This window comes from Bradyrhizobium sp. CCBAU 11386 (assembly GCF_028128955.1).
Taxonomy (GTDB): Bacteria; Pseudomonadota; Alphaproteobacteria; order Rhizobiales; family Xanthobacteraceae; genus Bradyrhizobium.
Map to the genome: position 1 here is coordinate 1 of NZ_LBKA01000243.1, position 25,588 is coordinate 25,588.

28 protein-coding genes and 1 pseudogene are annotated in these 25,588 nt (G+C 65.1%); 23 read left to right on the top strand and 6 right to left on the bottom strand.

Annotation, left to right across the window (positions count from 1 at the left end; genetic code table 11):
* Window positions 1-109: 109 nt before the first annotated feature.
* On the bottom strand, window positions 110-1,075 hold the full coding sequence (locus XI09_RS27735) for a 2-hydroxyacid dehydrogenase (RefSeq protein WP_271569669.1): 966 nt from the start codon (window positions 1,073-1,075) through the stop codon (window positions 110-112).
* Window positions 1,076-1,219: 144 nt separating this feature from the next.
* Between XI09_RS27735 and XI09_RS27740 the strand changes: the two genes are divergently transcribed.
* The 4 genes from XI09_RS27740 (at window position 1,220) to XI09_RS27755 (ending at window position 4,106) form a co-directional block, all read left to right on the top strand.
* Complete coding sequence (locus XI09_RS27740; protein WP_011089906.1) at window positions 1,220-1,588, top strand: YciI family protein; 369 nt, start codon at window positions 1,220-1,222, stop codon at window positions 1,586-1,588.
* Window positions 1,585-2,886 (top strand): RNA polymerase sigma factor, encoded by a 1,302-nt coding sequence (locus XI09_RS27745; RefSeq protein WP_271569670.1) that lies wholly within the window; start codon window positions 1,585-1,587, stop codon window positions 2,884-2,886. The genes XI09_RS27740 and XI09_RS27745 overlap by 4 nt, the downstream gene beginning before the upstream one ends.
* Window positions 2,887-3,117: 231 nt before the next feature.
* Window positions 3,118-3,657 (top strand): SRPBCC family protein, encoded by a 540-nt coding sequence (locus XI09_RS27750; RefSeq protein ID WP_271569671.1) that lies wholly within the window; start codon window positions 3,118-3,120, stop codon window positions 3,655-3,657.
* Between the two features lie 35 nt (window positions 3,658-3,692).
* Complete coding sequence (locus tag XI09_RS27755) at window positions 3,693-4,106, top strand: VOC family protein (RefSeq protein WP_271569672.1); 414 nt, start codon at window positions 3,693-3,695, stop codon at window positions 4,104-4,106.
* A gap of 101 nt (window positions 4,107-4,207) precedes the next feature.
* Here XI09_RS27755 and XI09_RS27760 read toward each other — a convergent pair whose 3' ends face one another.
* From XI09_RS27760 to XI09_RS27775, 4 genes are all read right to left on the bottom strand, one after another.
* A complete protein-coding gene (locus XI09_RS27760; protein WP_271569673.1) occupies window positions 4,208-4,558 on the bottom strand; it encodes a hypothetical protein in 351 nt (116 codons plus the stop codon).
* A 462-nt stretch (window positions 4,559-5,020) separates the two neighbouring features.
* On the bottom strand, window positions 5,021-5,365 hold the full coding sequence (locus XI09_RS27765; protein WP_271569674.1) for a hypothetical protein: 345 nt from the start codon (window positions 5,363-5,365) through the stop codon (window positions 5,021-5,023).
* A gap of 270 nt (window positions 5,366-5,635) precedes the next feature.
* On the bottom strand, window positions 5,636-6,073 hold the full coding sequence (locus XI09_RS27770) for a hypothetical protein (protein WP_271569675.1): 438 nt from the start codon (window positions 6,071-6,073) through the stop codon (window positions 5,636-5,638).
* Window positions 6,074-6,250: 177 nt separating this feature from the next.
* Window positions 6,251-7,039: an SDR family NAD(P)-dependent oxidoreductase gene (locus XI09_RS27775; RefSeq protein WP_271569676.1), complete on the bottom strand. Its 789-nt coding sequence runs from the start codon at window positions 7,037-7,039 to the stop codon at window positions 6,251-6,253.
* A 218-nt stretch (window positions 7,040-7,257) separates the two neighbouring features.
* On the opposite strand from XI09_RS27775, the gene XI09_RS27780 reads away from it, so the two are divergent.
* The 10 genes from XI09_RS27780 (at window position 7,258) to XI09_RS27825 (ending at window position 12,717) form a co-directional block, all read left to right on the top strand.
* Window positions 7,258-7,623 carry a nuclear transport factor 2 family protein gene (locus XI09_RS27780; RefSeq protein WP_271569677.1) on the top strand — a complete coding sequence of 122 codons (366 nt, stop codon included), beginning with the start codon at window positions 7,258-7,260 and terminating at the stop codon, window positions 7,621-7,623.
* 242 nt (window positions 7,624-7,865) lie between these two features.
* Window positions 7,866-8,270 (top strand): YciI family protein, encoded by a 405-nt coding sequence (locus XI09_RS27785; protein WP_271569678.1) that lies wholly within the window; start codon window positions 7,866-7,868, stop codon window positions 8,268-8,270.
* A 53-nt stretch (window positions 8,271-8,323) separates the two neighbouring features.
* Window positions 8,324-8,686 carry a hypothetical protein gene (locus tag XI09_RS27790; protein WP_271569679.1) on the top strand — a complete coding sequence of 121 codons (363 nt, stop codon included), beginning with the start codon at window positions 8,324-8,326 and terminating at the stop codon, window positions 8,684-8,686.
* Window positions 8,687-8,810: 124 nt separating this feature from the next.
* Entirely contained in the window at window positions 8,811-9,551 is a 741-nt protein-coding gene (locus XI09_RS27795; protein ID WP_271569680.1) for a TetR/AcrR family transcriptional regulator, read from the top strand.
* A 121-nt stretch (window positions 9,552-9,672) separates the two neighbouring features.
* On the top strand, window positions 9,673-10,158 hold the full coding sequence (locus XI09_RS27800; protein ID WP_271569681.1) for a DUF2852 domain-containing protein: 486 nt from the start codon (window positions 9,673-9,675) through the stop codon (window positions 10,156-10,158).
* Between the two features lie 363 nt (window positions 10,159-10,521).
* Window positions 10,522-10,689: a hypothetical protein gene (locus XI09_RS27805; protein WP_271569682.1), complete on the top strand. Its 168-nt coding sequence runs from the start codon at window positions 10,522-10,524 to the stop codon at window positions 10,687-10,689.
* 69 nt (window positions 10,690-10,758) lie between these two features.
* The gene (locus XI09_RS27810; protein WP_271569683.1) at window positions 10,759-11,016 is read left to right on the top strand and encodes a hypothetical protein; all 258 of its coding nucleotides are present in this window, start codon (window positions 10,759-10,761) and stop codon (window positions 11,014-11,016) included.
* Window positions 11,013-11,162, top strand: coding sequence for a hypothetical protein (locus XI09_RS27815; RefSeq protein WP_271569684.1), 150 nt, complete (start codon window positions 11,013-11,015; stop codon window positions 11,160-11,162). Before XI09_RS27810 ends, XI09_RS27815 begins: the two co-directional genes overlap by 4 nt.
* A gap of 51 nt (window positions 11,163-11,213) precedes the next feature.
* Window positions 11,214-11,981: a serine O-acetyltransferase gene (locus XI09_RS27820; RefSeq protein WP_271569685.1), complete on the top strand. Its 768-nt coding sequence runs from the start codon at window positions 11,214-11,216 to the stop codon at window positions 11,979-11,981.
* Between the two features lie 25 nt (window positions 11,982-12,006).
* Window positions 12,007-12,717, top strand: a complete 711-nt coding sequence (locus XI09_RS27825; protein WP_271569686.1) for an SDR family NAD(P)-dependent oxidoreductase — start codon at window positions 12,007-12,009, stop codon at window positions 12,715-12,717.
* Between the two features lie 88 nt (window positions 12,718-12,805).
* Here XI09_RS27825 and ggt read toward each other — a convergent pair whose 3' ends face one another.
* Window positions 12,806-14,512, bottom strand: a complete 1,707-nt coding sequence (gene ggt / locus XI09_RS27830) for a gamma-glutamyltransferase (RefSeq protein WP_271569752.1) — start codon at window positions 14,510-14,512, stop codon at window positions 12,806-12,808.
* 753 nt (window positions 14,513-15,265) lie between these two features.
* On the opposite strand from ggt, the gene tolQ reads away from it, so the two are divergent.
* From tolQ to tilS, 9 genes and pseudogenes are all read left to right on the top strand, one after another.
* Window positions 15,266-15,982, top strand: coding sequence for a protein TolQ (gene tolQ, locus XI09_RS27835; protein ID WP_018641591.1), 717 nt, complete (start codon window positions 15,266-15,268; stop codon window positions 15,980-15,982).
* A 43-nt stretch (window positions 15,983-16,025) separates the two neighbouring features.
* Window positions 16,026-16,475 carry a protein TolR gene (tolR, locus tag XI09_RS27840; protein WP_028173005.1) on the top strand — a complete coding sequence of 150 codons (450 nt, stop codon included), beginning with the start codon at window positions 16,026-16,028 and terminating at the stop codon, window positions 16,473-16,475.
* Window positions 16,476-16,478: 3 nt separating this feature from the next.
* Window positions 16,479-17,438 carry a protein TolA gene (locus XI09_RS27845; protein ID WP_271569687.1) on the top strand — a complete coding sequence of 320 codons (960 nt, stop codon included), beginning with the start codon at window positions 16,479-16,481 and terminating at the stop codon, window positions 17,436-17,438.
* Between the two features lie 41 nt (window positions 17,439-17,479).
* Window positions 17,480-18,829, top strand: coding sequence for a Tol-Pal system beta propeller repeat protein TolB (gene tolB / locus XI09_RS27850; protein WP_027545579.1), 1,350 nt, complete (start codon window positions 17,480-17,482; stop codon window positions 18,827-18,829).
* Window positions 18,830-19,065: 236 nt separating this feature from the next.
* On the top strand, window positions 19,066-21,396 hold the full coding sequence (locus XI09_RS27855) for a putative bifunctional diguanylate cyclase/phosphodiesterase (protein WP_271569688.1): 2,331 nt from the start codon (window positions 19,066-19,068) through the stop codon (window positions 21,394-21,396).
* A gap of 179 nt (window positions 21,397-21,575) precedes the next feature.
* Complete coding sequence (locus XI09_RS27860; RefSeq protein ID WP_271569689.1) at window positions 21,576-22,304, top strand: N-acyl amino acid synthase FeeM domain-containing protein; 729 nt, start codon at window positions 21,576-21,578, stop codon at window positions 22,302-22,304.
* A 271-nt stretch (window positions 22,305-22,575) separates the two neighbouring features.
* Window positions 22,576-23,064, top strand: a complete 489-nt coding sequence (gene pal / locus XI09_RS27865) for a peptidoglycan-associated lipoprotein Pal (protein WP_092186837.1) — start codon at window positions 22,576-22,578, stop codon at window positions 23,062-23,064.
* Between the two features lie 187 nt (window positions 23,065-23,251).
* Window positions 23,252-24,306: pseudogene (gene ybgF / locus XI09_RS27870) on the top strand (tol-pal system protein YbgF).
* Between the two features lie 171 nt (window positions 24,307-24,477).
* Complete coding sequence (tilS, locus tag XI09_RS27875) at window positions 24,478-25,539, top strand: tRNA lysidine(34) synthetase TilS (protein ID WP_271569690.1); 1,062 nt, start codon at window positions 24,478-24,480, stop codon at window positions 25,537-25,539.
* Window positions 25,540-25,588 lie beyond the last annotated feature (49 nt).

Consider the following 25,588-nt stretch of genomic DNA (forward strand, 5'->3'; position numbering starts at 1 on the left):
CTTCAGAACCCCGGCAGAGGCCTTCTCCTCTCAACTGTTGCACTTCGAGTGTGAATCCACCTCCCGGCCTTCGCCGGGACGACACCGAGTGTGTAGAGCCAGGCGAGCCCTAATACCCCCGCGCCCGGTCCACCACGTTCTCCAGCGCGCCGCCCGCCTCGAACCGTGCGATCTGCTCGGCGACATAGGCCGAGATCGCTTCCGCGTCGGTGTCCGCGGCGTTGTGCGGGGTCAGCAGCACCTTGGGATGGGTCCAGAAGCGGCTGTCGGCCGGCTGCGGCTCCTGCACGAAGACGTCGAGCGAGGCGGCGCCCAGCGTGCCGTCGTCGAGACAGGCCAGAATGTCGGCCTCGTTCTGCAAGCCGCCGCGGCCGGCATTGATCAGCACGGGTGCGCCGAGCGGGCTCTTGCGGTTGAGCTTTGTGAAGACGTCGCGGTTGAGGATGCCGTGCGTGTCCGGGGTCAGCGGCAACAGTGAGACCAGGATGTCGGTCGCGCGCAGGAACGCATCGATTCCGGCGGTGCCATGGAAGCATTCGACACCGTCGATGGTGCGCAGGCTGCGGCTCCAGCCGACGACACGGAAGCCGAGCCGCCGCAGCACGTCGGCCGCATCTGCTCCCAGCGTGCCCAGCCCCATCACGCCGACCGTCACCGCGCTCGCCGGCCACTGATATTTCGGCTCCCAGCGTTTCTCGCGCTGCGACTGCCGCAAGTACAGCTCCTGGCGGTGGTGCATCAGCACGTGCAGCACGACATATTCGGTCATGCGATTGGTCAGGTCGGGCACGGCGACGCGCACCAGCGGCACGTCCGGCAGGCTCTTGTCCGCCATCAGCGCATCGACACCGGCGCCGAGATTGAAGATCGCGCGCAGATTGGGGAACGAGCCGAGATCGCCCGGCACCGGCTTCCACACCGCGGCATAGTGCACCTCGGCCGGATCGAGCCCGGCATCGGGCAGCAGCACCACGCGGCGGCGGCCGCAGACCGAATCGAACCGGGCCTTCCAGCGCTCCGGCAGCCAGTTCTGCTGCGTGCTGTTGATCAGGACGGCCAGTGTGCCTTTGGTCATTCGAAGTGCCTCGTCGGGTTCCGCTTTTGAGGGCTCTCCTTGGCACGATCTGCCGGATTTTTCTTGCAATTTTTTTCCGCAGCCCTGTCGGGGCAGGGCATATTGGATCGTCTTCAAAACAAGAGGTCAGGGAAGGTACTGCCCATGCTTTATGCGATCCTTTGCTATCATGACGAGGACTTCGTCGGCTCCTGGAGCAAGGACCAGGACGAGGCGGTGATGAAGAAGCTCGCCGTGGTGCAGGAGAAGCTCACGAGCCAGGGCCGGCTCGGTCCGGTGGCGCGGCTGTTGCCGACCACTGCGGCGGCGACGCTGCGTAAGGAGGACCCGCCGCTGGTGCTCGACGGCCCCTATGCGGAGACCAAGGAGCAGTTGCTCGGCTTCTACATCGTCGACTGCAAGAACCTCGACGACGCGCTCGACGTCGCGCGCGACCTCGGCGCCGCCAATCCCGGCGGGGCCTATGAGGTGCGCCCCGTCGGCGTGTTCAGGCCGGGAGGAAACCTGACGTGAGCGAGACCGACACCGCCTGGATCGAGACCGCGCTGACGTCGGCGCGCCCCCAGGCGGTCGGCGCGCTGCTGCGCTATTTCCGCGATCTCGACACCGCCGAGGAAGCCTTCCAGAACGCCTGCCTGCGTGCGCTCAAGACCTGGCCGCAGAACGGGCCGCCGCGCGATCCCGCGGCCTGGCTGATCATGGTCGGCCGCAATGTCGCGATCGACGAGGTGCGGCGCGCCCGCAAGCAGCAGCCGCTGCCCGAGGACGATCAGGCGATCTCCGATCTCGACGATGCCGAGGGCGCGCTCGCCGAGAGGCTCGACGGCTCGCATTATCGCGACGACATTTTGCGCCTGATGTTCATCTGCTGCCATCCGCAATTGCCGGCGACGCAGCAGATCGCGCTCGCCCTGCGCATCGTCTCCGGTCTCACGGTGAAGCAGATCGCCCGTGCTTTTCTGGTCTCGGATACGGCGATGGAGCAGCGCATCACGCGCGCCAAGGCCAAGGTCGCGGAGGCCGGGACGCCTTTCGAAACGCCCGGTGCAGTCGAACGCTCCGAGCGGCTCGCCGGTGTTGCGGCAATGATCTACCTGATCTTCAACGAGGGTTATTCGGCGAGCGGCGACACCGCCGAGATCAGAAAGCCGCTCTGCGAGGAGGCGATCCGGCTGGCGAGGCTGCTCCTGCGGCTGTTCCAGAGCGAGCCGGAGATCATGGGGCTGGCGGCGTTGCTGCTGTTGCAACATGCGCGCAGCGCCGCGCGGTTTGCGGACGACGGTTCGCTGATCCTGCTGGAGGACCAGGATCGCTCCTTGTGGAACAGCACCATGATCGCGGAAGGGCTGGCGCTGATCGACAAGGCGATGCGCCATCGCCGCAGCGGGCCCTACCAGATCCAGGCCGCGATCGCCGCGCTGCATGCCCGTGCGTCGACGCCGGAGGAGACCGACTGGGCCCAGATCGACCTGCTCTATGGTGCGCTCGAACTGGTGCAACCCTCGCCGGTGGTGACGCTCAACCGCGCGGTCGCGGTGTCCAAGGTACGCGGGCCGCAAGCCGCGCTCGACCTGATCGAGCCGCTGGCGCCGAAGCTTGCCAACTATTTCCATTTCTACGGCGTGCGCGGCGCCTTCCTGATGCAGCTCGGTCGCAATGACGAAGCCCGCATCGCCTTCGACCGCGCCATCGCGCTCGCCAACACCTCGGCTGAAGCCGCCCACATCCGCATGCACGTCGATCGCCTGATCCGGGACAGCCAGCCGAAGAGCGGCAACGGGAGCGCCAGGCAGGGTGCGAAGGCGAAATAGGACGGGGTGTTTCCACATCGTCATGCCCGGGCTTGTCCTGGACATCCACGTTCTTTTCATCCGCGCCAAGAACGTGGATGGCCGGCACATAGGCGAGCGGAAGCGACGCCGTCCTTCGGACGGCTAGGCCCGGCCATGACGTGGCGTTGGCGGCGCGCCAAAAATTTCTGTTCCGTCTTGTCGGCCCCAGCCTCCTCCGTTCGTCCTTAGCCCATATCCAGGGAGCCATTCATGCTGAAAGCCATTGCCATCATCGCCGTCGTGCTCGCGGTCGGGATCGTGGCCGTCCTCGTCTTCGCCTTGACCAAGCCCGACTCCTTCCGTGTCGAACGCAGCCTCGCCCTGAAGGCGCCGGCCGATGCGATCTATCCGCTGGTTGCCGATTTCCATCGCTGGACCGCCTGGTCGCCCTACGAGGCCCGCGACCCCGCCATGAAGCGCAGCTTCGGCGGAACCGCGCCAGGAAAGGGCGCGACCTATGCCTGGGACGGCAACAACAATGTCGGCGCCGGCCACATGGAGATCCTCGAGGCGAATTCGCCGTCGAAGCTCCGTATCAAGCTCGATTTCGAGCGTCCCTTTGAGGGCCACAACACCGCCGAGTTCACCTTTGTGCCGCAAGGCGATGCCACACTGGTGACATGGGCGATGTACGGTCCGGCGCCCTTCATGTCGAAGGTGATGCAGGTCTTCATCAACATGGACAGCATGATCGGCAAGGATTTCGAGGCCGGTCTCGCCAGCCTGAAGAAGCTCACCGAGAAACAATGAGCCTCATTGCCCAAGGAAAGAAAAGGAGAGACACGATGCTCAATCCCTATCTGTTCTATCAGGACACCTGCGAAGCGGCGTTCAACTTCTACGCCAAGGTTCTCGGCGGCAAGATCGACGCGATGATGCGCGCCTCGGACGCGCCGCCGGACATGCCGGCCGCACCCGGCCGCGAGAAGACGATCATGCATGCGCGGCTGTCGCTGCCCGGCGGCAGCGTGCTGATGGCCTCCGACGCGCCGCCCGAGCATGTCCAGAAGCCGCAGGGCTTCTCGATCTCGCTGACGATCGCCGATGTCGCGGACGCCGAGCGCAAGTTCAACGCGCTCGCCGACGGCGGCACCGTCACCATGCCCTTCAGCAAGACGTTCTGGGCCAAGGGTTTTGGCATGTGCGTCGACAAGTTCGGCATTCCCTGGATGGTGAACTGCCCGGCGGAAGGCATGTGACAGGCGCGACCGCCTGATACGTGGCGCCTCTCGCTCGATTATTGCGGGTGAGGGGCGCGCCCAAGGCGGTCAGGTCATCGCCGGAGCGGCCGCTTGCTGTCTCAACGGACCGATCCGGTCACGTCCTCGCCGGGTGACAGCGACTGGACGCAGCGAGGGCAGATCACGAGCTTCGTGCCGAGCTGCCTGTCGTTCTCCGCCTCGATTTCGTCATGGACCGCCCACCACGCTTCGGAGTAGGGGCGCAAGGTGCCGAGCACTCTTTCCCGTTCCTGGTTGGGATTTTCCTGCGCAGGTGCGGGGGTCGCTGCGCGCCGCTTTGTGACGGGTGGCCGGTTCGGGTTCTGTCCGAGGCCGTCCCATGCGATCGGTCGGCGCTCCTGCGCCGGCGCCGCCGCGCAGCCCATGAGCGCTGCGCAAAAAGTGAGCAAGACGAAGCCGTGTCGCATCATGCCGAACCCTCAGTGCGGTACGCGACACGCAAAATCCGCGTGAGAGACTTTGCATCGCGTCGGTTAAATGGAACCTAAGGGAAAAGACGTGGCCGGCATGACCGAATATGGAGTCTCGATTCGCATGACTTTGCGAGAGCAGTGGGGCCGCTTCGTGAAATGATCGGGACCGCATCGCACAACAACTGGCGCAATATTAGGCTGTGAACAGCGCGTCAGAATCGCTAATGATTCCTTCATAAATTGTACAAACTGGGATGGGCGTGACTTGGAAGGGGAGCGACCGATGGCAGCGGCGCTACAGATCAACTTTGCACTTTGGGGTATGCTCATCTGCGCGAGCATGGAACTGGCGCAGATGATCCAGGGGTTCTTCTAGAACCCGACGTCGCGCGAGATCGGCGCAATTTCGCCGGCGCGCTTGCGTGCTAGCTCACGAGCGCCATTAGCTCACAAGCGCCATTAGCTCACAAGCAATGCGATGAGCGTGAAGCTGACGCTTGCGATCACGATCATCGAAACGACGTAGTTGCGCGGCCGCGCCATCCGCGAAGGCGGCGGTCTCCTCGGTCGCGACGGCGCGATGTCGTGCCAGGCGGGTTCCGTCGGCGCGAGCGCGGCTTCTGCGCCCGAGCCGACATACTTCACGTAGAGCTCGAGCAGCCGCAGCTCGGACGGCAGGTCCATCAGGCCCTCGCGGTCGCGCCGTGACAGCAGTTCGAATTCGACGGTTTCCTCGGAGCTCAGTTGGCCGAGGACGATCCGTCCCTGGTCCGACAGGCGGTAGCGAAAGTCGATGGGCTGCATGGCATGCGCCCCATTTGAAAATGAGTAATCTTGAAAAAGCGGGACCATTCTAGTCTGTGACCATTGCTGAGATTGTGACGCCGCCGCGGCCTCAGTCTGGCCGCAACCATCATAGACTGCAGGGAGAAGCTGCAAACCGCGTAAATTGTGCAGGCATTGCGAAGCGGTTGAGCGGATTCGGCGTCCGGAGAGCCGAAATTCCGCAAAATTGCTCAATCGTCGGACAGCGGCGGGCTCAACCTGGTCACACGGCCGGTGGCCGCCTGATCCTCACCGGCAGCGCGGATAGATCGCGGCGAGGTCGCGCCCCTTCAGCAACAGCAACCGTGAGGTGAGGCCGCCGCGGCGGCCGATCCAGTCGCGCACCGGCCCCGGATAGGCTTGGAGCACCGCGTCGGAGGCTTCCGGCTCGGCATAGAAGCGCCCGCGCCGGTCGACCGACCGCGCGGCATGGAAGCCGAGCACGGCGCGTTTGGTGACACAGATGCGCTCGCCCGGCACGATGCTCAGCACCAGCGTGCAGGCGGACAGGCAGGGGCCGTCGATCACCACGCGCTCGCCGCTCTCGCGCACCTTCTCGAACAGGTCGAGGAACGGTCCGACCTGTCCGCCCGGTGACTGGACGATGCGGATTTCGGCGGCAACGGGTGCGGAGGCGAGCAGGGCGGTCGCGAGCATCAGGGCTATGACCAAAGCGGCACGTTGCATGGTACTCTCCGCACATTCGACGTCGTCGGGTGGGCAAAGCCACCGGGTCGCGCGAATGCGCGCCCGATGACAGGCTCCGCGTGCCAACATTGGCACAACAAATCATTGGCACCACAAATCCGGAGAAGGTGGCGGGCACGGCGCGTCGCGCCTTTGCCCACCCTACAAATCCTGTGCCTACCCGTTGCGCCGTTGCCCGCGCAGCGTCGGCAGGCCGATGCCGGCCGCATCGAAGCCGCCATCGACGGCCAAAATTTGGCCGGTGATGTAGCTCGCGCGTCCCGAGCACAGGAAGAAGATCGCCTCCGCGAGTTCCTCCTCGAGACCGTAGCGGTTGAGCGGAATGGCGTCGTGATAGTCGGCGCGGATCTCCTTGGTGTGCACCTGCTTGGCCATCGCGGTGTCGACCGGCCCCGGCGCGACCGCGTTGACGCGGATGTTGAGCGAGGCGAGCTCGACCGCGAGCTGCTTGGTCAGGTGCGCGAGCCCCGCTTTGCTGGTGCCGTAGGCCGAGCGCAAGGTGGAGGCGCGCACCGCCGAAATCGAGGTGATGTTGACGATGGCGCCGCCGTCGCTGTCGCGCATCAAGGGCACCGCGGCCTTGGTGCAGAGGAACGGGCCGGTGAGGTTGACCTCGAGCACGCGGCGCCAGTCGGCATCCGACGTCTCCATCAGCGGCGCGAACACGGCGATCCCGGCATTGTTGACCAGCGCATCGAGCCGGCCGAACCGCCGCTCGATCGTCGCCATCGCAGCGCCGACCGCGGCCGCGTCGGAGACGTCGCAGGTCAGCGCGAGCGTCGCCTCGTCCTGGCCGATCTCGGCGACCGCGCGGCCGAGCAACTCCCCCTCAATGTCGAGCAGCGCCACGCGCCAGCCCTCGCCAAGGAACTTCTTCGCGGTCGCAAGCCCGATGCCGCGCGCGGCTCCGGTGACGAGGGCGACTTTTTGCGGGGCCTGCGGCATTTGCTGATCCGTCCTGTGTTCGAAAGGGGCGTGCGGCCCTTGGGTTTGGTCTTTTACTTCGCTTTGGTCCCGACGAGAACGGCCCTGACCATGCTCATCGATCTGGACGAGAACCACTCGACATATTGTTGCGTTCTGCCGGCGGAACGCCTCGCGCGATGTCGGCGCGGCCGCCGCTGTACCGTCTTCTACACGACCTCCACCAAGGAGACCGACCGATGCCTGACGACCACGCGCACCTGATCCGAGACCTCTTCGCCGCCTATCTCGCCAATGACCGGCAACGGGTGAGCGAGGCACTCGCCGACGATTTCCGCTTCACCAGCCCGTTCGACGACGACCTCGACAAGGCGACCTATTTCGAACGCTGCTGGCGGGACACCGGCTGGATCGCGCGCCACGATATCGAGCGCATCTTCGTCGTCGGCGACGAGGCCTTTGTCACCTATCGCTGCCTGGCGACAGGTGGCAGGAGCTTTCGCAACACCGAGTTCTTCACCTTCGCCGGCGGCAAGGTCCGCCGGATCGAGGTCTATTTCGGTGCTGCGTTCCAGGACGGCCGGTTCCTGCCGCAGCCGCGCTGACGCAGGAACCTCCGAAGCGTGACCTCCGAAATAATTTTCGCCACGGTGTCGGTTCTATAGCAAGGCATTCGTCTTACAGGGGAGCGCGGGCCGGTTCGGCACGCTCATCTCCCCCGTCATTCCGGGGCAGCCCGCAGGGCTGAGCCCGGAATCCATCGGGCCGCAGAGATTGTCGATGAATGGATTCCGGGCCTGCGCCGCGCCGCGCATCCCGGAATGAGAAGGTAAGCAAGGAACTGCCCATGCGATTCATGATGCTGATGATCCCGCTCGGCTACGAGACCGCACCGCCGGACGTGCAACTCGATCCCGAGCGCGTCGCCGCGATGATGCGCTATAACGAGGCGCTGAAGGATGCCGGCATCCTGATCACGCTCGACGGCCTGCATCCGCCCTCGATGGGCGCGCGCGTGTCGTTCGCGACCGGCGAGCCCGTTGTGACCGACGGCCCCTTCGCTGAAGCCAAGGAAGTGCTGGGCGGCTACTGGATGATCGAGGTCGCCTCGCGTGCGGAGGCGATCGCGTGGGCCAAGAGATGCCCGGCCTCGGCCAATGATGTGATCGAGATCCGGCAGGTGCAGGAGATAACCGACTTTCCGCCGGACGTGCAGGCCGCCGCCGCCGGCTTCGACGGTCTGAAGAAATAGCCAAAGCGGCCGCGATTGGAATTCGCGGCCGTCATCAACAAGGGAGAGAACCGATGAGCACCGACACCTATCTCGCCGTCTTCCTCGGCAGCAAGACCAGCCCGAAATGGGCTGCATGGAACGCGATGTCAGACGCCGAGCGCAAGGCGAAGGAGCAGGAGGGCATCGCGGCCTGGAAGGGTTGGGTCGAGAAGCATCAAGGCGCGATCCAGGCGATGGGCGGTCCGCTCGGCAAGACCAAGCGGGTCGATGAGAAGGGCACTGCCGACATCGCCAACGAGATGGGCGCCTTCACCGTGGTCCGCGCCGCGTCCCATGAAGCGGCCGCGAAGATGTTTGAGAACCACCCGCACTTCGCGATCTTCCCCGGCGAGCGCGTCGAGATCATGCCGGTGCTGCCGATCCCCGGCGGTTAGGGCAGGCAGCGTCATTCCGGGTTCGGTCCCTGCGGATCGCCCCGGAATGGCAGTGAAAATACGGGTTCACCAAACCCAGCTTGCGCTAGTGACTTCACGCGCGGCTCATGTAAAAGCTATTCACATGAGCTGGCGCAAGGAGACGCGCCGCGCCGAGCGCGGCTATCATCACGGCAACCTGAAGGAAGCCTTGTTGCAGGCTGCCCTCGGGCTGATTGCCGAGAAGGGCGCGGCCGGCTTCACCTTTGCCGATGCCGCGCGCATGGCCGGCGTCAGCGCGGCGGCGCCCTACCGGCACTTCCGCGACCGCGACGAGCTGTTGTCCTCGATCGCCCAGCGCGGCTTCGAGCAGTTCGAGGCGCGCTTGACCGCGGCCTGGGACGACGGCCGGCCCGATACGGTCACCGCGTTCGAGCGGGTCGGCAGGGCCTATCTCGCCTTCGCCCGCGAGGAGCCGGCGTTCTATAACGCGATGTTCGAGTCCGGCCTGCCGGTCGACGCCAATCCGGCACTCCAGGCCGCGAGCGAACGCGCTTTCAACATCATTCGCGCTGCGGCAGAGCGCCTCGCGGCACTCGCACCGCCCGGCACGCCGCGGCCGCCGGCGATGATGATGGCGCTGCACATCTGGTCGATGGCGCATGGCGTGGCCTCGCTGTTCTCCCGTGGCGATGCCGCGCGGCGAAAACTGCCGATGTCGCCGGACGAGCTGCTCGAAGCCGAGGTGCTGATCTATCTGCGCGGGCTCGGCTTCCCGACCGATCGCCGTCCGCCCGCGAAAACCGCCGAGCCGCCGCCGGTGCCACCGGAGGCGTCCTCCGGTTCTGGCGTGCCGCCCGGTGGCCCCTGGGGCAAGCCGAAATAAAATTGCGCAAATAATTCGCCCGGCCTGTCGGGCGGCCGGCTTGACAAAATCGCGGGATGGTCTAGCTATGTAAATGTTATTTACATTCACAACGGCGCAGATGCCGTCATGGAGATGGGAAATGGCCTACACCGCTGATGTCAATCGATGGCGCGGCCCCTCGGACCAACATTATGAGCGCCCCCATATGCTCGACTCGCCTTGGCATCCCGGCTGGATCGCCGTGACCATCCTCGGCTTCATCATCTGGTGGCCGATCGGACTTGCCCTTCTCTTTTTCACACTCGGGAGCAGAAAAATGGGTTGCTGGAGCCACCAGGATCGCTGGCAGAACAAGATGGAGCGGATGCAGTACAAGATGGACCGCATGCGCGGCCGCATGGAGCGCCGCGGTTTCGGCTTCGGCTTCGGCCCGCCCTCCAGCGGCAACCGCGCCTTTGACGAATACCGCACCGAGACGCTGCAGCGGCTCGAGGAGGAGCAGGTCGAGTTCAGGAACTTCCTCGACCGTCTGCGTCACGCCAAGGACAAGGAAGAGTTCGACCAGTTCATGGCGCAGCACAAGACGCGTCCGACTCCGCCGCCGAACGACCAGCCGCAGGGTTGATCTGGACACCTCTCAAAGCCTTCAGGCGCATGCCCCCAAAGTCCTGATGGCCCCGAGCCGCCCGCCTGCGTACCCCGCAGGCGGGCGGTTTGGTTTTGGGGAGAGCTCCGTTCCACGCAGATGAGAGGTCGTCATGCCCGGGCTTGTCCCGGGCATCCACGTTCTTCGTACCGCATGGCGAGGCGTGGATGGCCGGGCATAGGCGAGCGGAAGCGACGCCGTCCTTCGGACGGCTATGCCCGGCCATGAAGGCGCAGAGGGTGGCGACCAAGCCGCTTAGAACCCGCGCCCAGTTCGTCGACACCAAGACTTGCGCGCGCCGTCGCACCGGGCCGCGCTGCTCTTGTCTGGACGAGGCGCATCATGGACCTCCGGACCCGCCTGCTGCTTGGCGTGACCGCCTTCGCGGTGCTGGGCTATATCAGCGTCGTCTATGGCGGCTGCGCGTCCGATCCCGACTGCCATTTCCGCCTGTGTCCCGGCCGGCATTCGCTATGTGGCGTTGATCACGCACATGTGCAGGACCGGTAGAACCCGATTCGCGCCAGGCCCGACCAAGCCCTGCCAGCGCGCCGCCCGTGCGCGCCAACGGGTACGACCATGACCGCGGCCGAACGCAAAGAGATCAGCCAGCGCATCGCGCTCGTCGAGCGCGCCTCGGTTCTGTTCGACCGGTTCGGAACCCTTGTGCCGACGGCGATCGCATTCCTCAATCGATGGCCGACGGAGGTTCAGCTTTATCCGCAGTGGCAGGTCGGCGAGTCCTGGCGGTTCTTTCTCAGCCTCTATGTCTATTGGTTTGCTTCGTTCGCACTCCGCCGTGCGATCTCGTTTGCGCAGAAGAGTATCGAACCATGATCCTGCTCCGCGATTTCGCACTCTATGGTCTGCCCGCCCTGGTCGCGGCGGGTGGCTGGCTTTATGCCCTCAGCCTGCGCAAGCGGGCCCGGCCCGACCTTGCGGGCGAGAGCAAGCGCGTCCCGGCAGGGAGGCTGGCGCCTTGATGCGGACCGCCTATATTCGCCGCTACAAGCGCGGATGGACCGGAGGCGGCGATGGCGGAAGCTGCGATCATGGCGAGCGACAGCCTCTGGCAAAATGTCCGCGGCGAGGCGCAGCGCGCGGCGGACGCCGATCCGGTCTTCGGCAAGGCCCTTGCCGGCACCATTCTCGCTCATGATGATTTCGCCGCGGCCTTGTCCGATCTGATCGGACGTCGGCTCGGCGGCAGCGAAGCCGAACGCACGCGCTTCTCGGCCTTTTCCCTTGATGCCTTTCGCGGCTCGCTCGATCTGATCGAGGTGGCCAGCCGCGACTTGCAGGCCATCGCGATCCACGATCCCGCCATCGCCGACCTGTTGCCGCCACTGCTGCATTTCAAGGGCTATGTCGCGCTGCAAGCCTGGCGCGTCTCGAACTGGCTCTGGCAGCACGATCATCGCGATGCGGCGCTCCTGTTCCAGAACGAGGCCTCGAATGCCTTGCAGGTCAGCATCCATCCGGCCGCCAGCGTCGGATCGTCCGTCTATCTCGACCATGCCACGGGCATCGTGATCGGCGCCAACGTGGTCATCGGCGACGAGGTCACCATCCTCCAGAACGTCAGCATCGGCCGCGGCAGTGAACTGCCGACGCGCTCGCCGCGGATCGGCCGCGGCGTCTATATCGGCGGCGGTGCGACAATCCTCGGCGACATCAGCATCGGCGATTTCGCCAAGATCGGCGCCGACGCGCTCGTGACGTCAGACGTTCCCGCTGGCTGCACGGCCGTCGGCAATCCCGCGCGGCTGACCAACTGCCCCGAACCTGCCTCGGCGGCCTGATCCCATCATTGTACGGAGCGACCCCATGAAGACGGCAATCGTGATCGGTGTCGGCCCGGACCGCGGGCTCGGGGCACGGCTCTGCAAGCGCTTTGCGGCCGATGGGCTCAAGGTGATCGTCGCGGGCCGCACGCTGTCCGCGTTGCAGGCGGTTGCAGACGACATCATCAAGGCGGGCGGAGCGGCCGTGCCCATCGTCGTGGACGCGACCAGCGAGAGCGACGTTGTCGCTCTGTTTGATGCCGCCGGCGAAGACCTCGATCTCGCCATCTATAACGCCGGCAACAATACGCCCGGCAAGATCATCGAGATGGAAGCCGACTATTTCGAGAAGGCCTGGCGCGTCGTGTGCTTCGGCGGCTTCCTGTTCGGCCGCGAGGCGGTGCGTCGCATGGTGCCGAAGAAGTCAGGCACGCTGCTCTTCACCGGCGCCAGCGCCTCGCTGCGCGGACGCTCCGGCTATGGTGCTTTCAATTCGTCAAAAGCCGGCCTGCGCACGCTGGCGCAGGCCATGGCCAAGGAATATGCGAGCGACGGCATCCATGTCGGCCATGTCGTGGTCGACGGTGCGATCGCCGGCGACAAGATCTTTTCGCGCTTTCCCGATGCGGCGAGCCGCGAAGACAGCCTGATCGACATCGAAGGCATCGTCGACGCCTTCGCTTTCCTCTACCGCCAGCCCGAACGAGCCTGGTCGTTCGAGCTCGATGTGCGGACCTCGAAGGAGAAGTGGTGAGGGCAGGGCGCCGTAGCCCGGATGAGCGAAGCGATATCCGGGACCGCCCGAAAATCCCGCATGTCGCTCCGCTCATGCGGGCTACGAATCAATACCCGGCCGCCAATCCACTGTTGCGGCGTGGATCGTTGGCCCCGTAATAGCGGTTGTTGCCGACTTGCTTGCCGTTCAGCGAGGGCGCGCCGACGATGATGACCGCGAGGTGGTTGGCCGGTTGCGGCGGCCCGAATTTGTGGCCCATGCCCTCCAGGATCTTCTGCGTGTCCGGCGACAGCGCGTAGTTCTCGACATTGGTCATATCAGGCAGCCATTGCTGGTGGATGCGCGGCATGTCGACGGCCTCCTGCGCGTTCATGCCGTAATCGATCGCGTTGATCATGGTTTGCAAGACAGCCGTGATGATGCGGCTGCCGCCGGGCGTGCCCACGACCATGACGGTCTTGCCGTCCTTGGTGACGATGGTCGGGCTCATCGAGGACAACGGTCGCTTGCCCGGAGCGATGGCATTCGCCTCGCCCTGGACCAGGCCATAAAGGTTCGGCACCCCGACCTTGGCGGTGAAGTCGTCCATTTCGTCGTTCAGCAGTACGCCGGTCTTGGCCGCCGTCACCTTGGCGCCGAACCAATCGTTCAGCGTGTACGTCACCGATACCGCGTTGCCGTCCTTGTCCGCGATTGAATAATGCGTGGTGTTGCTGCCCTCGTGCGGCGCGACGCCAGGCTTGATGTCCTCGGAGATCGCGGCCTTGTTCGGATCGATCACGGCGCGGATCTTTGTCGCGTAATTCTTGTCGAGGAGGCGGTCGAGCGGATTCTTCACGAAATCCGGATCGCCGAGATAGCTGTTGCGGTCCACGTAAGCGTGCCGCATGGCCTCGATCTGCACGTGCACGGCCTGCGCGGAATGATAGCCCAGCTCCTTCAGCGGATAGCCCTCCAGGACGTTCAGGATTTCGCAGATGATGACGCCGCCCGAGCTCGGTGGCGGCGCGGAGATCACGTGGTAGCCGCGATAGTCGCATTCGACGGGTGCGAGCTCGCGCGTCTTGTAGCCGTCGAGGTCGTCCTGCGTGATCAGGCCTTTGCCAGCCTGGCTCGATGCCACGATGGCGCTGCCGACCCAGCCCTTGTAAAAGCCGTCGGTGCCTTTGCTGCTGATCTCGCGCAGTGTCTTGGCGAGTTCCGACTGCACGAGCTTCTCACCCACTTCGAACGGTTTGCCGTTGTTGAGGAAGATACTGGCGGACGCGGGGTCTTCCCCGAAATCCTTCGTCGCCGTGCGCAACAGGTCGACATCGCCCTGGTCGAGCACAAATCCCTGTTCGGCGAGCTGGATCGCGGGAGCGAGCAGGTCGGCTCGCTTCATGGTGCCGTACTTTTCGCGCGCATATTCCATCCCCGAGACGGATCCTGGCACGCCGACGGCAAGATGCCCCTTGGTGGAAAGGCCCTTGATGACGTTGCCGTCCTTGTCGAGATACATGTTCGCAGTCGCGCCCTTGGGAGCCGTCTCGCGGAAATCGAGGAAGGTCTTGCGGCCGTCGGCGAGCTGGATCGTCATGAAGCCGCCACCACCGAGATTGCCGGCGGCCGGATAGACGACGGCCAAGGCATAACCGACGGCCACAGCGGCATCTACGGCATTGCCGCCGCGCTTCAGCACATCGACACCCACCTGGGTCGCCAGACGCTGCGCGGACACCACCATGCCGTTTTGCGCGGCGACCGGCGCGACCGACGCCGCGCGCGCGGCGCCGAACGTGACGAGGCCGACCGATACGATCGCGGCGGCCATCCACCGCACATTGGTTTGTGGTTTTTGCAAGGGACGCTCCTCGGGCTGGCCGGTGATGCCGGCGCACTATTGTCCGCGAGCTCAGCCTATCAGCTCGTGCCCGCCGTGAGATGCGAGATGGAGCATGTGGACGTGGTGTAGCTGTGGCGCACACGACGCTCCCAGCGATTTCGGGCTGGGCGGGGGAGGAGGTTCCAGAAGGGGCGTCCGTTCGCAGTGTCGTAGCGCCACCAGTCCTGCTGCGTTCCCTTCCCCCAAGGGCAAGGGAGGGGTAGCCCGGGAAATGGTGTGTCCGTCGTGCGCGTCCGATTTCTTCGTCACGTGGGAGTCCCCGTGCGGCACCCCCTCCCTAGCCTTCCCCGCAAGGGTGGCGGGAACCGGCCTCGCCAGTGGGATCCGGCTCCGGTCTACCGGCCGCCATGCACCGCCTCGTCCTGCGGCAAAGCGGCCAACCGCCTGCGCCGCCTGGCTTTCCCGCAGCCAAATTCAGCTCCGGTAACCCCGCATTAACTATCGCCGGGCTCTGGTAAGGATGGACAATCGCGCCCATAGCCGTCGTCGAGGCCCATAGTTTTGACATCTTGGCAGGGAATGCAGGCGGCCGGCTTTGGACGAGCCCCCTTGCACCCCAGAAAGACAAGGCTTTGAGCGGGCTTGCCGGCCGCGCCGGTTCTAGCGCGGCAGTTGGGGGAACCGGCGGTCATTTGCTGCCGCGGAACATCGGGTAACGATCGCCTTGAGAGGATACTGCTTATGAATCCGGCCGACGTGGCTCAGTCAGCCCTTCCGGTTGCCGCTTCCGCGGACGTGTCGCTGATCGCGCTGTTCTGGCAGGCTCACTGGATCGTGAAAGCGGTGATGCTGGGACTTCTGTCCTGCTCGGTCTGGGTCTGGGCGATCGCCATCGACAAGATCTTCCTGTTTGCCCGCACCCGCCGCTCGATGGACCGTTTTGAGCAGGCCTTCTGGTCCGGCGAGTCGATCGAGGAGCTCTACCGCACCCTCTCGGCCAAGCCGACGCATTCCATGGCGGCCTGTTTCGTCGCGGCGATGCGCGAGTGGAAGCGCTCGTTCGAGAGCCACGCCCGCTCGGTCGCGGGCCTTCAGATGCGCATCGACAAGGTGATGAACGTCTCGATCGCGCGCGAGGTCGAGCGCCTCGAACGGCGCCTGCTGGTGCTCGCCACCGTCGGCTCCGCCGGTCCCTTTGTCGGCCTGTTCGGCACGGTCTGGGGCATCATGTCGAGCTTCCAGTCGATCGCGGCGTCGAAAAATACCTCCCTGGCGGTGGTCGCCCCCGGTATCGCCGAGGCGCTGTTTGCGACCGCCGTCGGCCTTATCGCCGCCATTCCTGCCACTATTTTCTACAATAAGTTCACCTCCGAGGTGAACCGGCAGGCCCAGCGGCTCGAAGGCTTCGCCGATGAATTTTCAGCCATTCTATCGCGTCAGATCGACGAGCGGGGCTGACGGACGGCATGTATAGTGTGAAGGGCAATTTGGGCACCAGACCATGGGCATGAACGTCGCGAGTTCGTCCGGAGGCGGCGGCCGCCGCAGCCGGCGCAAGCCGGTCATGGCCGAGATCAACGTCACGCCGATGGTCGACGTGATGCTGGTGCTGCTCATCATCTTCATGGTGTCGGCGCCGCTGCTCACGGTCGGCGTGCCGCTCGACCTGCCGCAGACTCAGGCCAAGAGCCTCGAGCAGAACGACCAGAAGCCGATCCAGATGTCAGTCGACATCAAGGGCAAGGTGTTCATCAACGACGCCGAGATCGCGATCAACGAGCTGGTGCCGAAGCTGAAGGCGATCACGGACGCGCGCGGCGGTCTCGAGGAACGGATCTATCTGCGCGCCGACAAGAAGGCGGATTACGGCACGGTGGCCAGGGTGATGGGCCTGTTGTCCGGCGCGGGGTTCAAGAAGCTGGCGCTCGTCACGGAAGCGGACCAGGGGTAAGCCGTGAAGGTGAACGTCGACAAGACACTCGTTGCGTCGATTGCCCTCCATGTCCTCGTGCTTGGATGGGGGCTGGTCACCTTTAGCAGCAGGGCCTACGTCGCGCCGGAAGAGTCGCTCCCGATCGACATCATCTCCTCCGATCAGCTCGCGAAGATGATGGCGGGGCAGAAGACCGGCGAGAAGGACAAGCCGAAGCCCAAGGTCGAGAAGATCGCCGAGCCCAAGCCCGAAGAGGACGCCGTCGGCAAGGTCACCGAGAAGAAAGAGCTGATCAAGACCAACTCGACGCCCGAGCCGCCGCCGAAGCCCGTCGAGAAACCGGTCGAGAAGAAGCCCGAGCCGCCCAAGCCGGTCGCCGAGGCGAAGCCGAAGGAAGAACCGAAGCCGCAGGAAAAGAAGCCTGATCCGGCCAAGGAAGATCCGATCGCCGAGCTCCAGAAGAAGCTGGACACCAAGAAGCCGCCGCCCAAGCCGCCGGAGCAAAAGGTCGCGGCGGTGCAGCCGCAGCAGCAGCCGAAGCCCAAGGAGCGCAGCTTCGATCCCGCGCAGATCCAGCGCGACCTCGACAAGCGCGCTGCGACCCGGCACGAGCTCACCGGCTCGGCGCTGAATGCGTCCGCCGCGCTGGGATCGGCGACCGGGACGGCCGCCAACAACGTTGCGACCTGGCGCGGTGCGTTCCAGGGCGCGGTCAAGCGCTGCTTCACGCCGACCTATAACGGGCAGGACGCCGACCAGTACGAAGCCGACATCGACATTCCCATGAAGATCGACGGATCGCTCGCGTCAGAGCCCGTCGTCGTCGCGGTGCGGGGGCCGTCGCGCTCGATCGCCCAGGCGGTGGCCGAGAGCGCCAAGCGCGCCATCGTGCAGTGCCAGGTCTATTCATTCATGCCGAAGCAGCAGTACGAGAGCTGGAAGCTCATTCCGATGACTTTCGGCCTGAAAGATATGTTGTGACATCCGAACAAAAGAACTTTGCAATGATTGACGTCCGCTCGATGAACCGCCGCCGCTTCATGACCCTGACAGGATCGACGCTTGCGATGCTCGGAGGCGGACAGGCCTTCGCTCAGCAGCCGCAGGGACGGCTTCGCATCGATCCCACGGAGTTTCGGCCGATTCCGATCGCGATCAGCAATTTCGTGCCGGGCTCGCCCGCCGACGGTGACGTCGGCAACGGCGTCACGCAGGTCATCACCAACAATCTGAAGCGCTCGGGCCTGTTTGCCCCGATCGACCAGGCCGCCTTCATCGAGCGCATCAGCAACATCGACGTCGCGCCGCAATTCGAGAACTGGAAGACCCTCAATGCGCAGGCCCTCGTCACCGGCCGCATGACGCGGCAGCCGGACGGAAGGCTCAAGGCCGAATTCCGCCTGTGGGACGTGGTCACCGGCCAGCAGCTCGCCGGCCAGCAATATTTCACCTCGCCGGAATACTGGCGCCGCATCGCCCACATCATCTCCGATCAGATCTATGAGAAGTTGACCGGCGAGAAGGGCTATTTCGACAGCCGCGTGGTGTTCGTCGACGAGTCCGGGCCGAAGGAGCGCCGCGTCAAGCGGCTCGCGATGATGGACCAGGACGGCGCCAATGTGCGCTATCTGACCCGCGGCTCCGACCTCGTGCTGACGCCGCGCTTCTCGCCGAACTCGCAAGAGATCACCTATATGGAGTTCGGGCAGGGCGATCCAAAGGTCTATCTCTTCAACATCGAGACCGGCCAGCGCGAGATCGTCGGCAACTTCCCCGGCATGACCTTTGCGCCGCGCTTCTCGCCCGACGGTCAGCGCGTCATCATGAGCCTGCAACAGGGCGGCAATTCCAACCTGTTCGTGATGGATCTGCGCTCGCGCTCGACCACGCGCCTCACCGACACGCCGGCGATCGACACCTCTCCGTCCTACTCACCGGACGGCACCCGCATCTGCTTCGAGTCCGATCGCGGCGGCAGGTCGCAGATCTACGTGATGGGTGCGGGCGGGGGAGCTGCGCAGCGCATCTCCTTCTCCAAGGACGACACCAATGCCAGCTATTCGACGCCGGTGTGGTCGCCGCGCGGCGACTACATCGCCTTCACCAGGCAAGGCGGCGGGCAGTTTTCGATCGGCGTCATGAAGCCGGACGGCTCCGGCGAGCGGCTCCTCACCTCCGGCTTCCACAACGAGGGCCCGACCTTCTCGCCGAACGGCCGCGTGCTGATGTTCTTCCGCGATCCCGGCGGCAATGGCGGGCCGTCGCTGTACTCCGTCGACATCTCCGGCCGCAACGAGTTGAAGGTGCCGACGCCGGGCTTCGCCTCCGACCCGGCATGGTCGCCGCTACTGTCTTCGACGGCGGGTCAATAGATCGCACGTTCGGAAGCGCGATCTTTTCGAAAAATCACGCCGATTTTTTCGGTTTCTGTGCGCGAAGTAGGCTTTCCTTCACCTTGCGCCCGGCAAGGCTTGCCTAGTTGCTTGATATTTCAGCGGAAATTGGTTCGCTATTGCCGAAAAACAACCCGACTTTAACGATGTTCCCTCAGGAAAGCTTCACCTGGGCTGAGTAAAAGTACGCTCCAAACAGGACGCGTAACAAGCCGATGCAGCTGGCCGACCAGAAGCAGAGCGATCGAGACGAGCTGGAGCCGATACTCTACGCCGCTCTCATCAACTCTATGGTGCAGAATTTCTGGGCGATTTTCCTGGGCTCGGCTTCCGCGGCCGTGGCCGCGGTGATGACTGCGCTGAAGACCGGCGATGTCTGGCTGTGGCCGCTCGCATTTCTGCTGATCGCCATCGGCACCGCGCGTGCGTTCCAGATGCGCGGATACGAAAACCGTACGCACCCATTGTCATTCGAAGAAGCCAAGTATCTGGAGCCGCGCTACTGGATCGGCGCGCTGAGCTATGCGGCGGTGCTCGGCGTCTGGGCCTTCGTCGTGATCTACAACAACGAGGATCCGGTGGCCGACATGCTCTGTGTCGCCATCGGCATCGGCTATACCGCCGGTGGCGCCGCCCGCAATTACGGCCAGCCCCGGGTGATCCAATGGCACGTCGCGCTCGCCTGCGGTCCGATGTCGCTCGCGCTGCTCCTGCACGGCGGCTTCTATCACATCGGTCTTGCCATTCTGCTCGTGTTCTTCTTCATCGGCCTGAAGAACATCAACCTCAGCCTGCATGCGATCTTCGTCAAGGCGCTGACCTCGAGCTTCCGCGAATCCGCGCTGGCGAGCCAGTTCGATACCGCGCTCAACAACATGCCGCACGGCCTGTGCATGTTTCGCGCCGACGGGCGCCTTGCGGTGATGAACCATCGTTTCGGCGAACTGATGAGCTTGCCCGAGGACCTGGTCAAGCGCGGCGCCACCGCAGCCGACATCGTGTCGGCCTGCGTCGCCGCAGGCTCCATCTCGGCCGAGAGCGGCAACCAGATCCTGGCCGAGATCGAGCACGCGCGGATCCGCGAGATCGTCACCGCCGATCCCAGTCCCGCGCGCGGCCGCTCCCTCTCCTGGACCTTCCAGCCGATGACCGGCGGCGGCACCGTGCTGCTGCTGGAAGACATCACCGAACGCACCAACGCGGAAGCCCGGATCAGCCATCTCGCCCGCTATGACGAGCTCACGGCGCTGCCCAACCGGGTCTCCTTCCGCGACGAGATCGAGCGGCTTCTGGCGATTTCGCACCATGCCGAACGGCTGTCCGCGCTGCTGTTCATCGACCTCGATCAGTTCAAGCAGGTCAACGACACGCTCGGTCATCCCTGCGGCGACCAGCTGCTCTGTGCGGTCGCCAACCGCCTGCGCGAGATGCTGCGGCCGGAGGATTTCGTCGCCCGCTTCGGCGGCGACGAGTTCGTCGTGTTCCAGCAGGACATCGGCGCGCCCGAGGATGCCGCGAGCCTTGCCCGCCGCATCGTCGAGCGGCTGAGCGAGCGCTACCGCATCGACAATCACCTGGTCGAGATCGGCGCCAGCGTCGGCATCGCGCTGACCTCGCCGGAGGGCATCAGCGCCGATACGCTGCTCAAGAACGCCGACATGGCGCTGTATCGCGCCAAGGCCGACGGCCGCGGCACCTTCTGCTTCTTCCGCGACGAGATGGCGGCGACCGTCGAGGCCCGCCGCATCCTCGAGCTCGACCTGCGCAAGGCGCTCGCCAACGAGGAGTTCGAGCTGTTCTACCAGCCGCTGGTCAATCTCAAGTCCGGCAAGATCACCACCTGCGAGGCGCTGCTGCGCTGGAATCATCCGGTGCGCGGCACGGTGTCGCCGGTCGACATCATCCCGGTCGCCGAGGACATGGGCCTGATCGTCGATCTCGGCCGCTGGATCCTGCGCCGTGCCTGCATGGAATGCATGAAGTGGCCGGAGGGCGTCAGCGTCGCCGTCAACTTCTCGCCGCAGCAATTCCACCAGCGCGACGTGCTGAGCGAGATCCGCTACGCGCTGGAGGTCTCGGGCCTGCCGGCGCATCGGCTGGAGATCGAGATCACCGAGTCCTCGCTGCTGCGCAACACCCAGCTCACTCACGACATCCTGTCGCAGCTGCATGCGCTCGGCGTGCGCATCTCGCTCGACGATTTCGGCACCGGCTATTCGAGCCTCAGCTACCTGCATAACTTCCCGATGCAGAAGGTGAAGATCGACCGCTCCTTCCTCGAAGGCATCGACACCGACCGGCCGCTGACGCTGCTGCGCGGCGTGGCGCGGCTGTCCGCCGATCTCGGCATGGCGGTCGTGGTCGAGGGCATCGAGACCAACGAGCAGCTCGAGCTGATCAGCGCCGACGGCACCGTCTCCGAGGCGCAGGGCTATCTGTTCAGCCGTCCGGTGCCCGCCGTGCGGATGCGCCAGCTCCTCAACGCCTCGCATGGACGGCGCGACGAAGGCCTGCTCCAGGTCGTCGGCTCGCGTTCCTTCGCCTAACTCCGCTTCCGAGAATTTCCTGTCGTTTCAGTCTGTTGCCGGGCACCGTAGTGCTACGGGGGATTAACCCTAACCCTTCGATTGCTTTGCTTCATTGTTAAGAAGCTGTTAATAAATCATCACGCGCGTGGAGGTTGTTCCGCGCGCGTGCGGTGAGTGGTGATGGGTAAGGAGTTGGAATGCAGTCCTCAGCCAGAGCGATCATTTCGGCTGTTGGACGGGGTGCAGAGCTCCTGACCGACGTCGATTATCATCTCGCCGACACGGCGGCCGAGAAGGAGAATATCTACAATCTCCGCTACCGCGCCTATTTGCGCGAAGGTGCCGTCAAGGAATCTGCGGACGCGCGCGTCACCGATCAGTATGACGAACTGCCGAACGCGTGGACCTTCGGCGTCTATCTCCACGGCGAGCTTTGCAGCTCCGTGCGCATCAGCGTGCTGACGTCGGAATGGCGGCAGTCGACCTCGGCCGATGTCTTTCCCGATATCCTGCTGCCGCGACTCGATCGCGGCGAGGTCATGATCGACCCCACGCGGTTTGTCGCCGATCCCGACCAGGTGAAGCGGGTGCCGGAATTGCCCTATCTGACGACCCGGCTCGCCTACATGGCCTGCGAGCATTTCAATGCTGATCTCGGCCTTGCGATCGTGCGTCCCGAGCATCAGGCCTTCTACCGGCGGGTGTTTTTGCACGAGACCATTGCCGAGCCGAGGCTGGTTCCCGGTCTCACCAAGCCGTTCGGACTGATGGCGGCGGATTTCCCGACCTTCCGCAAGAAGGTGTTCGAGCGTTATCCGATCATGCGGTCCACCGCCTTCGAGCGGCGGATGCTGTTCGGGCGCAGCGGGCAGCGCCAGCTGCCGCCGCAGCAGCCGCTGCTGGTGCCGGATGCCGCTCACGCCTGATTCCGGCGGGGCCGACTGATCGAAGGCGCTCCGGGATTTCCCGGACTCAGGCCCAAAATTCAAGCAAGTCCAGCCATTTTGCCGGTTAACGCGGCTTGCCTTCACCCTCGCGCCACATTTACAACCCATTAACCATGACGGGTGCTTTTCGCCGGGTGGGGGGCATTTGACCGGCTCTGGCAACATCCCATCAAGGTTGACGGAACGTTCGCTTAACCAACCCCCTGTAGACCGGACAGCAGTGGACTAACGTGAGCGTGGAGGCTCCGGAATGAAACATCCTATGCGTATCCTCCAGGGATTGAAGCTGGCCGCAGTGCTTGCTGTCGCGCTGTCGATGGGCGCCTGCGCCAACAAGAACTCTGCTACGGATGCGATGGCCAACGCGGCGACGCCGGGCAGCCAGCAGGACTTCGTCGTCAATGTGGGCGACCGCGTGTTCTTCGAAAGCGACCAGACCGATCTGACCCCGCAGGCGATCGTGACCCTGGAGAAGCAGGCGCAGTGGCTGCAGACCTATCCGCGCTACAGCTTCACCATCGAAGGTCATGCCGACGAGCGCGGCACTCGCGAATACAACATCGCCCTCGGCGCCCGCAGAGCCCAGTCGGTGCGTTCGTTCCTCGCCTCGCGCGGCATCGATCCGAACCGCATGCGCACGATCTCCTACGGCAAGGAGCGTCCGGTCGCCGTCTGTAACGATATCTCCTGCTGGTCGCAGAACCGTCGCGCTGTGACCGTGCTGAACGCGAGCTCCTGACGTTCAGTCAGGCGCCGTTCATCTTCAGGAATCGATCATGCCGGCGCCCTCACGGGCGCCGGTTTCGTTTCAGCGATCTGTGACAGAAACCCCTTTGTAGCAGTCACATTTTTGGCGTACTCCCCTTCAATGTGTGGCGCGTCGAATGTTCCGTCGCAGGCCATTTCGCTTTCGTCGTCAGGGCAAGATGTCATCCAGATTTAAGGTATTAACCGGCACCGTGGCGACCGCCGCGCTGCTCTCCTTGTGCTCGCCCGTCTTCGCGCAGTCGGACGATGATCCCGAGATGCGGATCGAGCGGCTGGAGAACCAGCTGCGCCAACTCACCGGCCAGAACGAAGAGCTGCAATACCGCAACCGCCAGCTCGAGGAGCGCCTGCGGGCGCTCGAAGGCGGTGCGCAGGCCGCGCCCGGACAGGCGCCGGTCCAGCCCAATGTCGCCGCCGTGCCGCCCGCCCAAATTTCGCCCTCTCAAGGCGCGCCGGCCTATCGCCAGCAGCAGCCCGCCCAGCCGAATTACGAGCAGCCGCAGATCGCTTCTCCCGCACCGATCGTTCAGGAGCAGCCTGCGCCCGGTGCCCCCGGCACGCGCCGCCGCGGCGATGCCTTTGACCCCAGCCAGAATCCGAGCGCGCCCGGCGCGCCGCGCGCGCTCGGCGGCGGCCAGCAGCCGATGTCGGCAGGAGCCCCCGGCGGGCGCAACGCCGGGGGGGGGGGGGGGGGCTCGATCTCGCCAATACCAGCCCGCGCTATCAGCCGCAGGCCGCGCCCCCGGCAGCCCAGCCCGGCTATCCGCCGGCCCAACAGGGTTATCCCGCGCCTGCCGCCGGCGGCGGGTTAGCGACCCTGCCGCCCTCGGCGACGTCGCGCGACGAGTTCGACCTCGGCATCGGCTACATGCAGCGCAAGGACTACGCGCTCGCCGAGCAGACCATGAAGAACTTTGCGCAGAAATATCCTGGAGACCCGCTCCTCGGGGACGCGCAATACTGGCTCGGCGAGAGCTACTTCCAGCGCCAGCAATATCGCGACTCGGCGGAAGCCTTCCTCGCCGTCACCACCAAATACGAGAAGTCGGCCAAGGCGCCGGACGCGCTGCTGCGGCTCGGCCAGTCGCTGGCCGCGCTGAAGGAGAAGGAGGCCGCCTGCGCCGCCTTCGGCGAGGTCGGCCGCAAATATCCGCGCGCCTCCGCCGGCGTCAAAGCCGCCGTCGACCGCGAGCAGAAGCGGGTGAAGTGCTAGGACATGATCCCGACCCGAAGGGCCGCGTCAGCGCAAAGCGTGCAGCGGTTTTCCGGAAAGATCATGCCCAAACAGTAAAATCGCGCTCGGTGCGCAGCGTTGATCGCTGACAATGCGGATGGTGCTGCGCTAAACAGTCGGTCCATCCGCTGGCGATTGCCGGGCAGCGTCATGTCAGACGACGACAATTCTCCGATCTCCGCGCGCGAAGCCAAGCAGCTCTTCGCCGGGCTCAGAAGCGCGCCCGCGCTGGTGCTCGCGGTCTCCGGCGGTCCCGACTCGATCGCGCTGATGTGGCTCGCCGCGCGCTGGCAGCGCAGCCTCCCGCACGGCCCGCAGCTCACCGTCGTCACCGTCGATCACGGCCTGCGGGCCGAGGCGGCACGCGAGGCGCGCGAGGTGAAGCGGCTCGCCACCGAGCTCGGCTTGCCGCACCGGACCCTGCGCTGGCGCGGCGCCAAGCCGAAGACGGGACTGCCCGCGGCCGCGCGCGAGGCCCGCTACCGCCTGCTCGTGCAGGCCGCGCGCAGCGCCGGTGCGAGCCATGTGCTGACCGCCCATACCCGCGACGACCAGGCCGAGACCCTGTTGATGCGCCTCGTCCGCGGCAGCGGACTTGCCGGGCTGTCGGCGATGGCGCGCCTCACGCTACGCGACGGCATCGTGCTGGCGCGCCCGCTGCTCGACGTCCCGAAGGCGCAACTGATCGCGACCCTGAAGCGCGCGAAGATCGGCTTTGCCGATGATCCCACCAACCGCGACACCGCCTTCACCCGGCCGCGGCTGCGTGCGCTGTTGCCGCAGCTTGCGGCCGAGGGCGGCGACGCCCGCAGTCTGGCGCGGCTCGCAGGCAGACTGGCGCGCGCCAATGCGGCGGTGGAGGTGCTGACGGATGGGGCCGAGCGCTTCCTTCGCTTGAGGGATCGCGACGATGCGCCGCATGGGCCGGGCATGCGAAGTTTCGAGGCTGGCGCCTTCGCCACCCTGCCGGAGGAGGTCCGGCTGCGGCTCCTGCTGCGGGCCATCAACGCGCTCGGGCACGAAGGGCCGGCGGAACTCGGCAAGGTCGAGACCCTGATGGCCGTGCTCGATCAAGCCATGGCCGCGAGCCCCCGCGCAGCCGCAAATGGGCGCCCGGTCCTGAAGCAGACCCTTGCGGGAGCCTTGATCAGCCTTGCCGGCGGGCGTATCCAGATCACACCGGCGCCGGCCCGGCGGCGCAGGGACAGATGAGGGCGGATCATGACACCGGCTGTTTCGAGGCAGCGCCGTCAGGTCACCT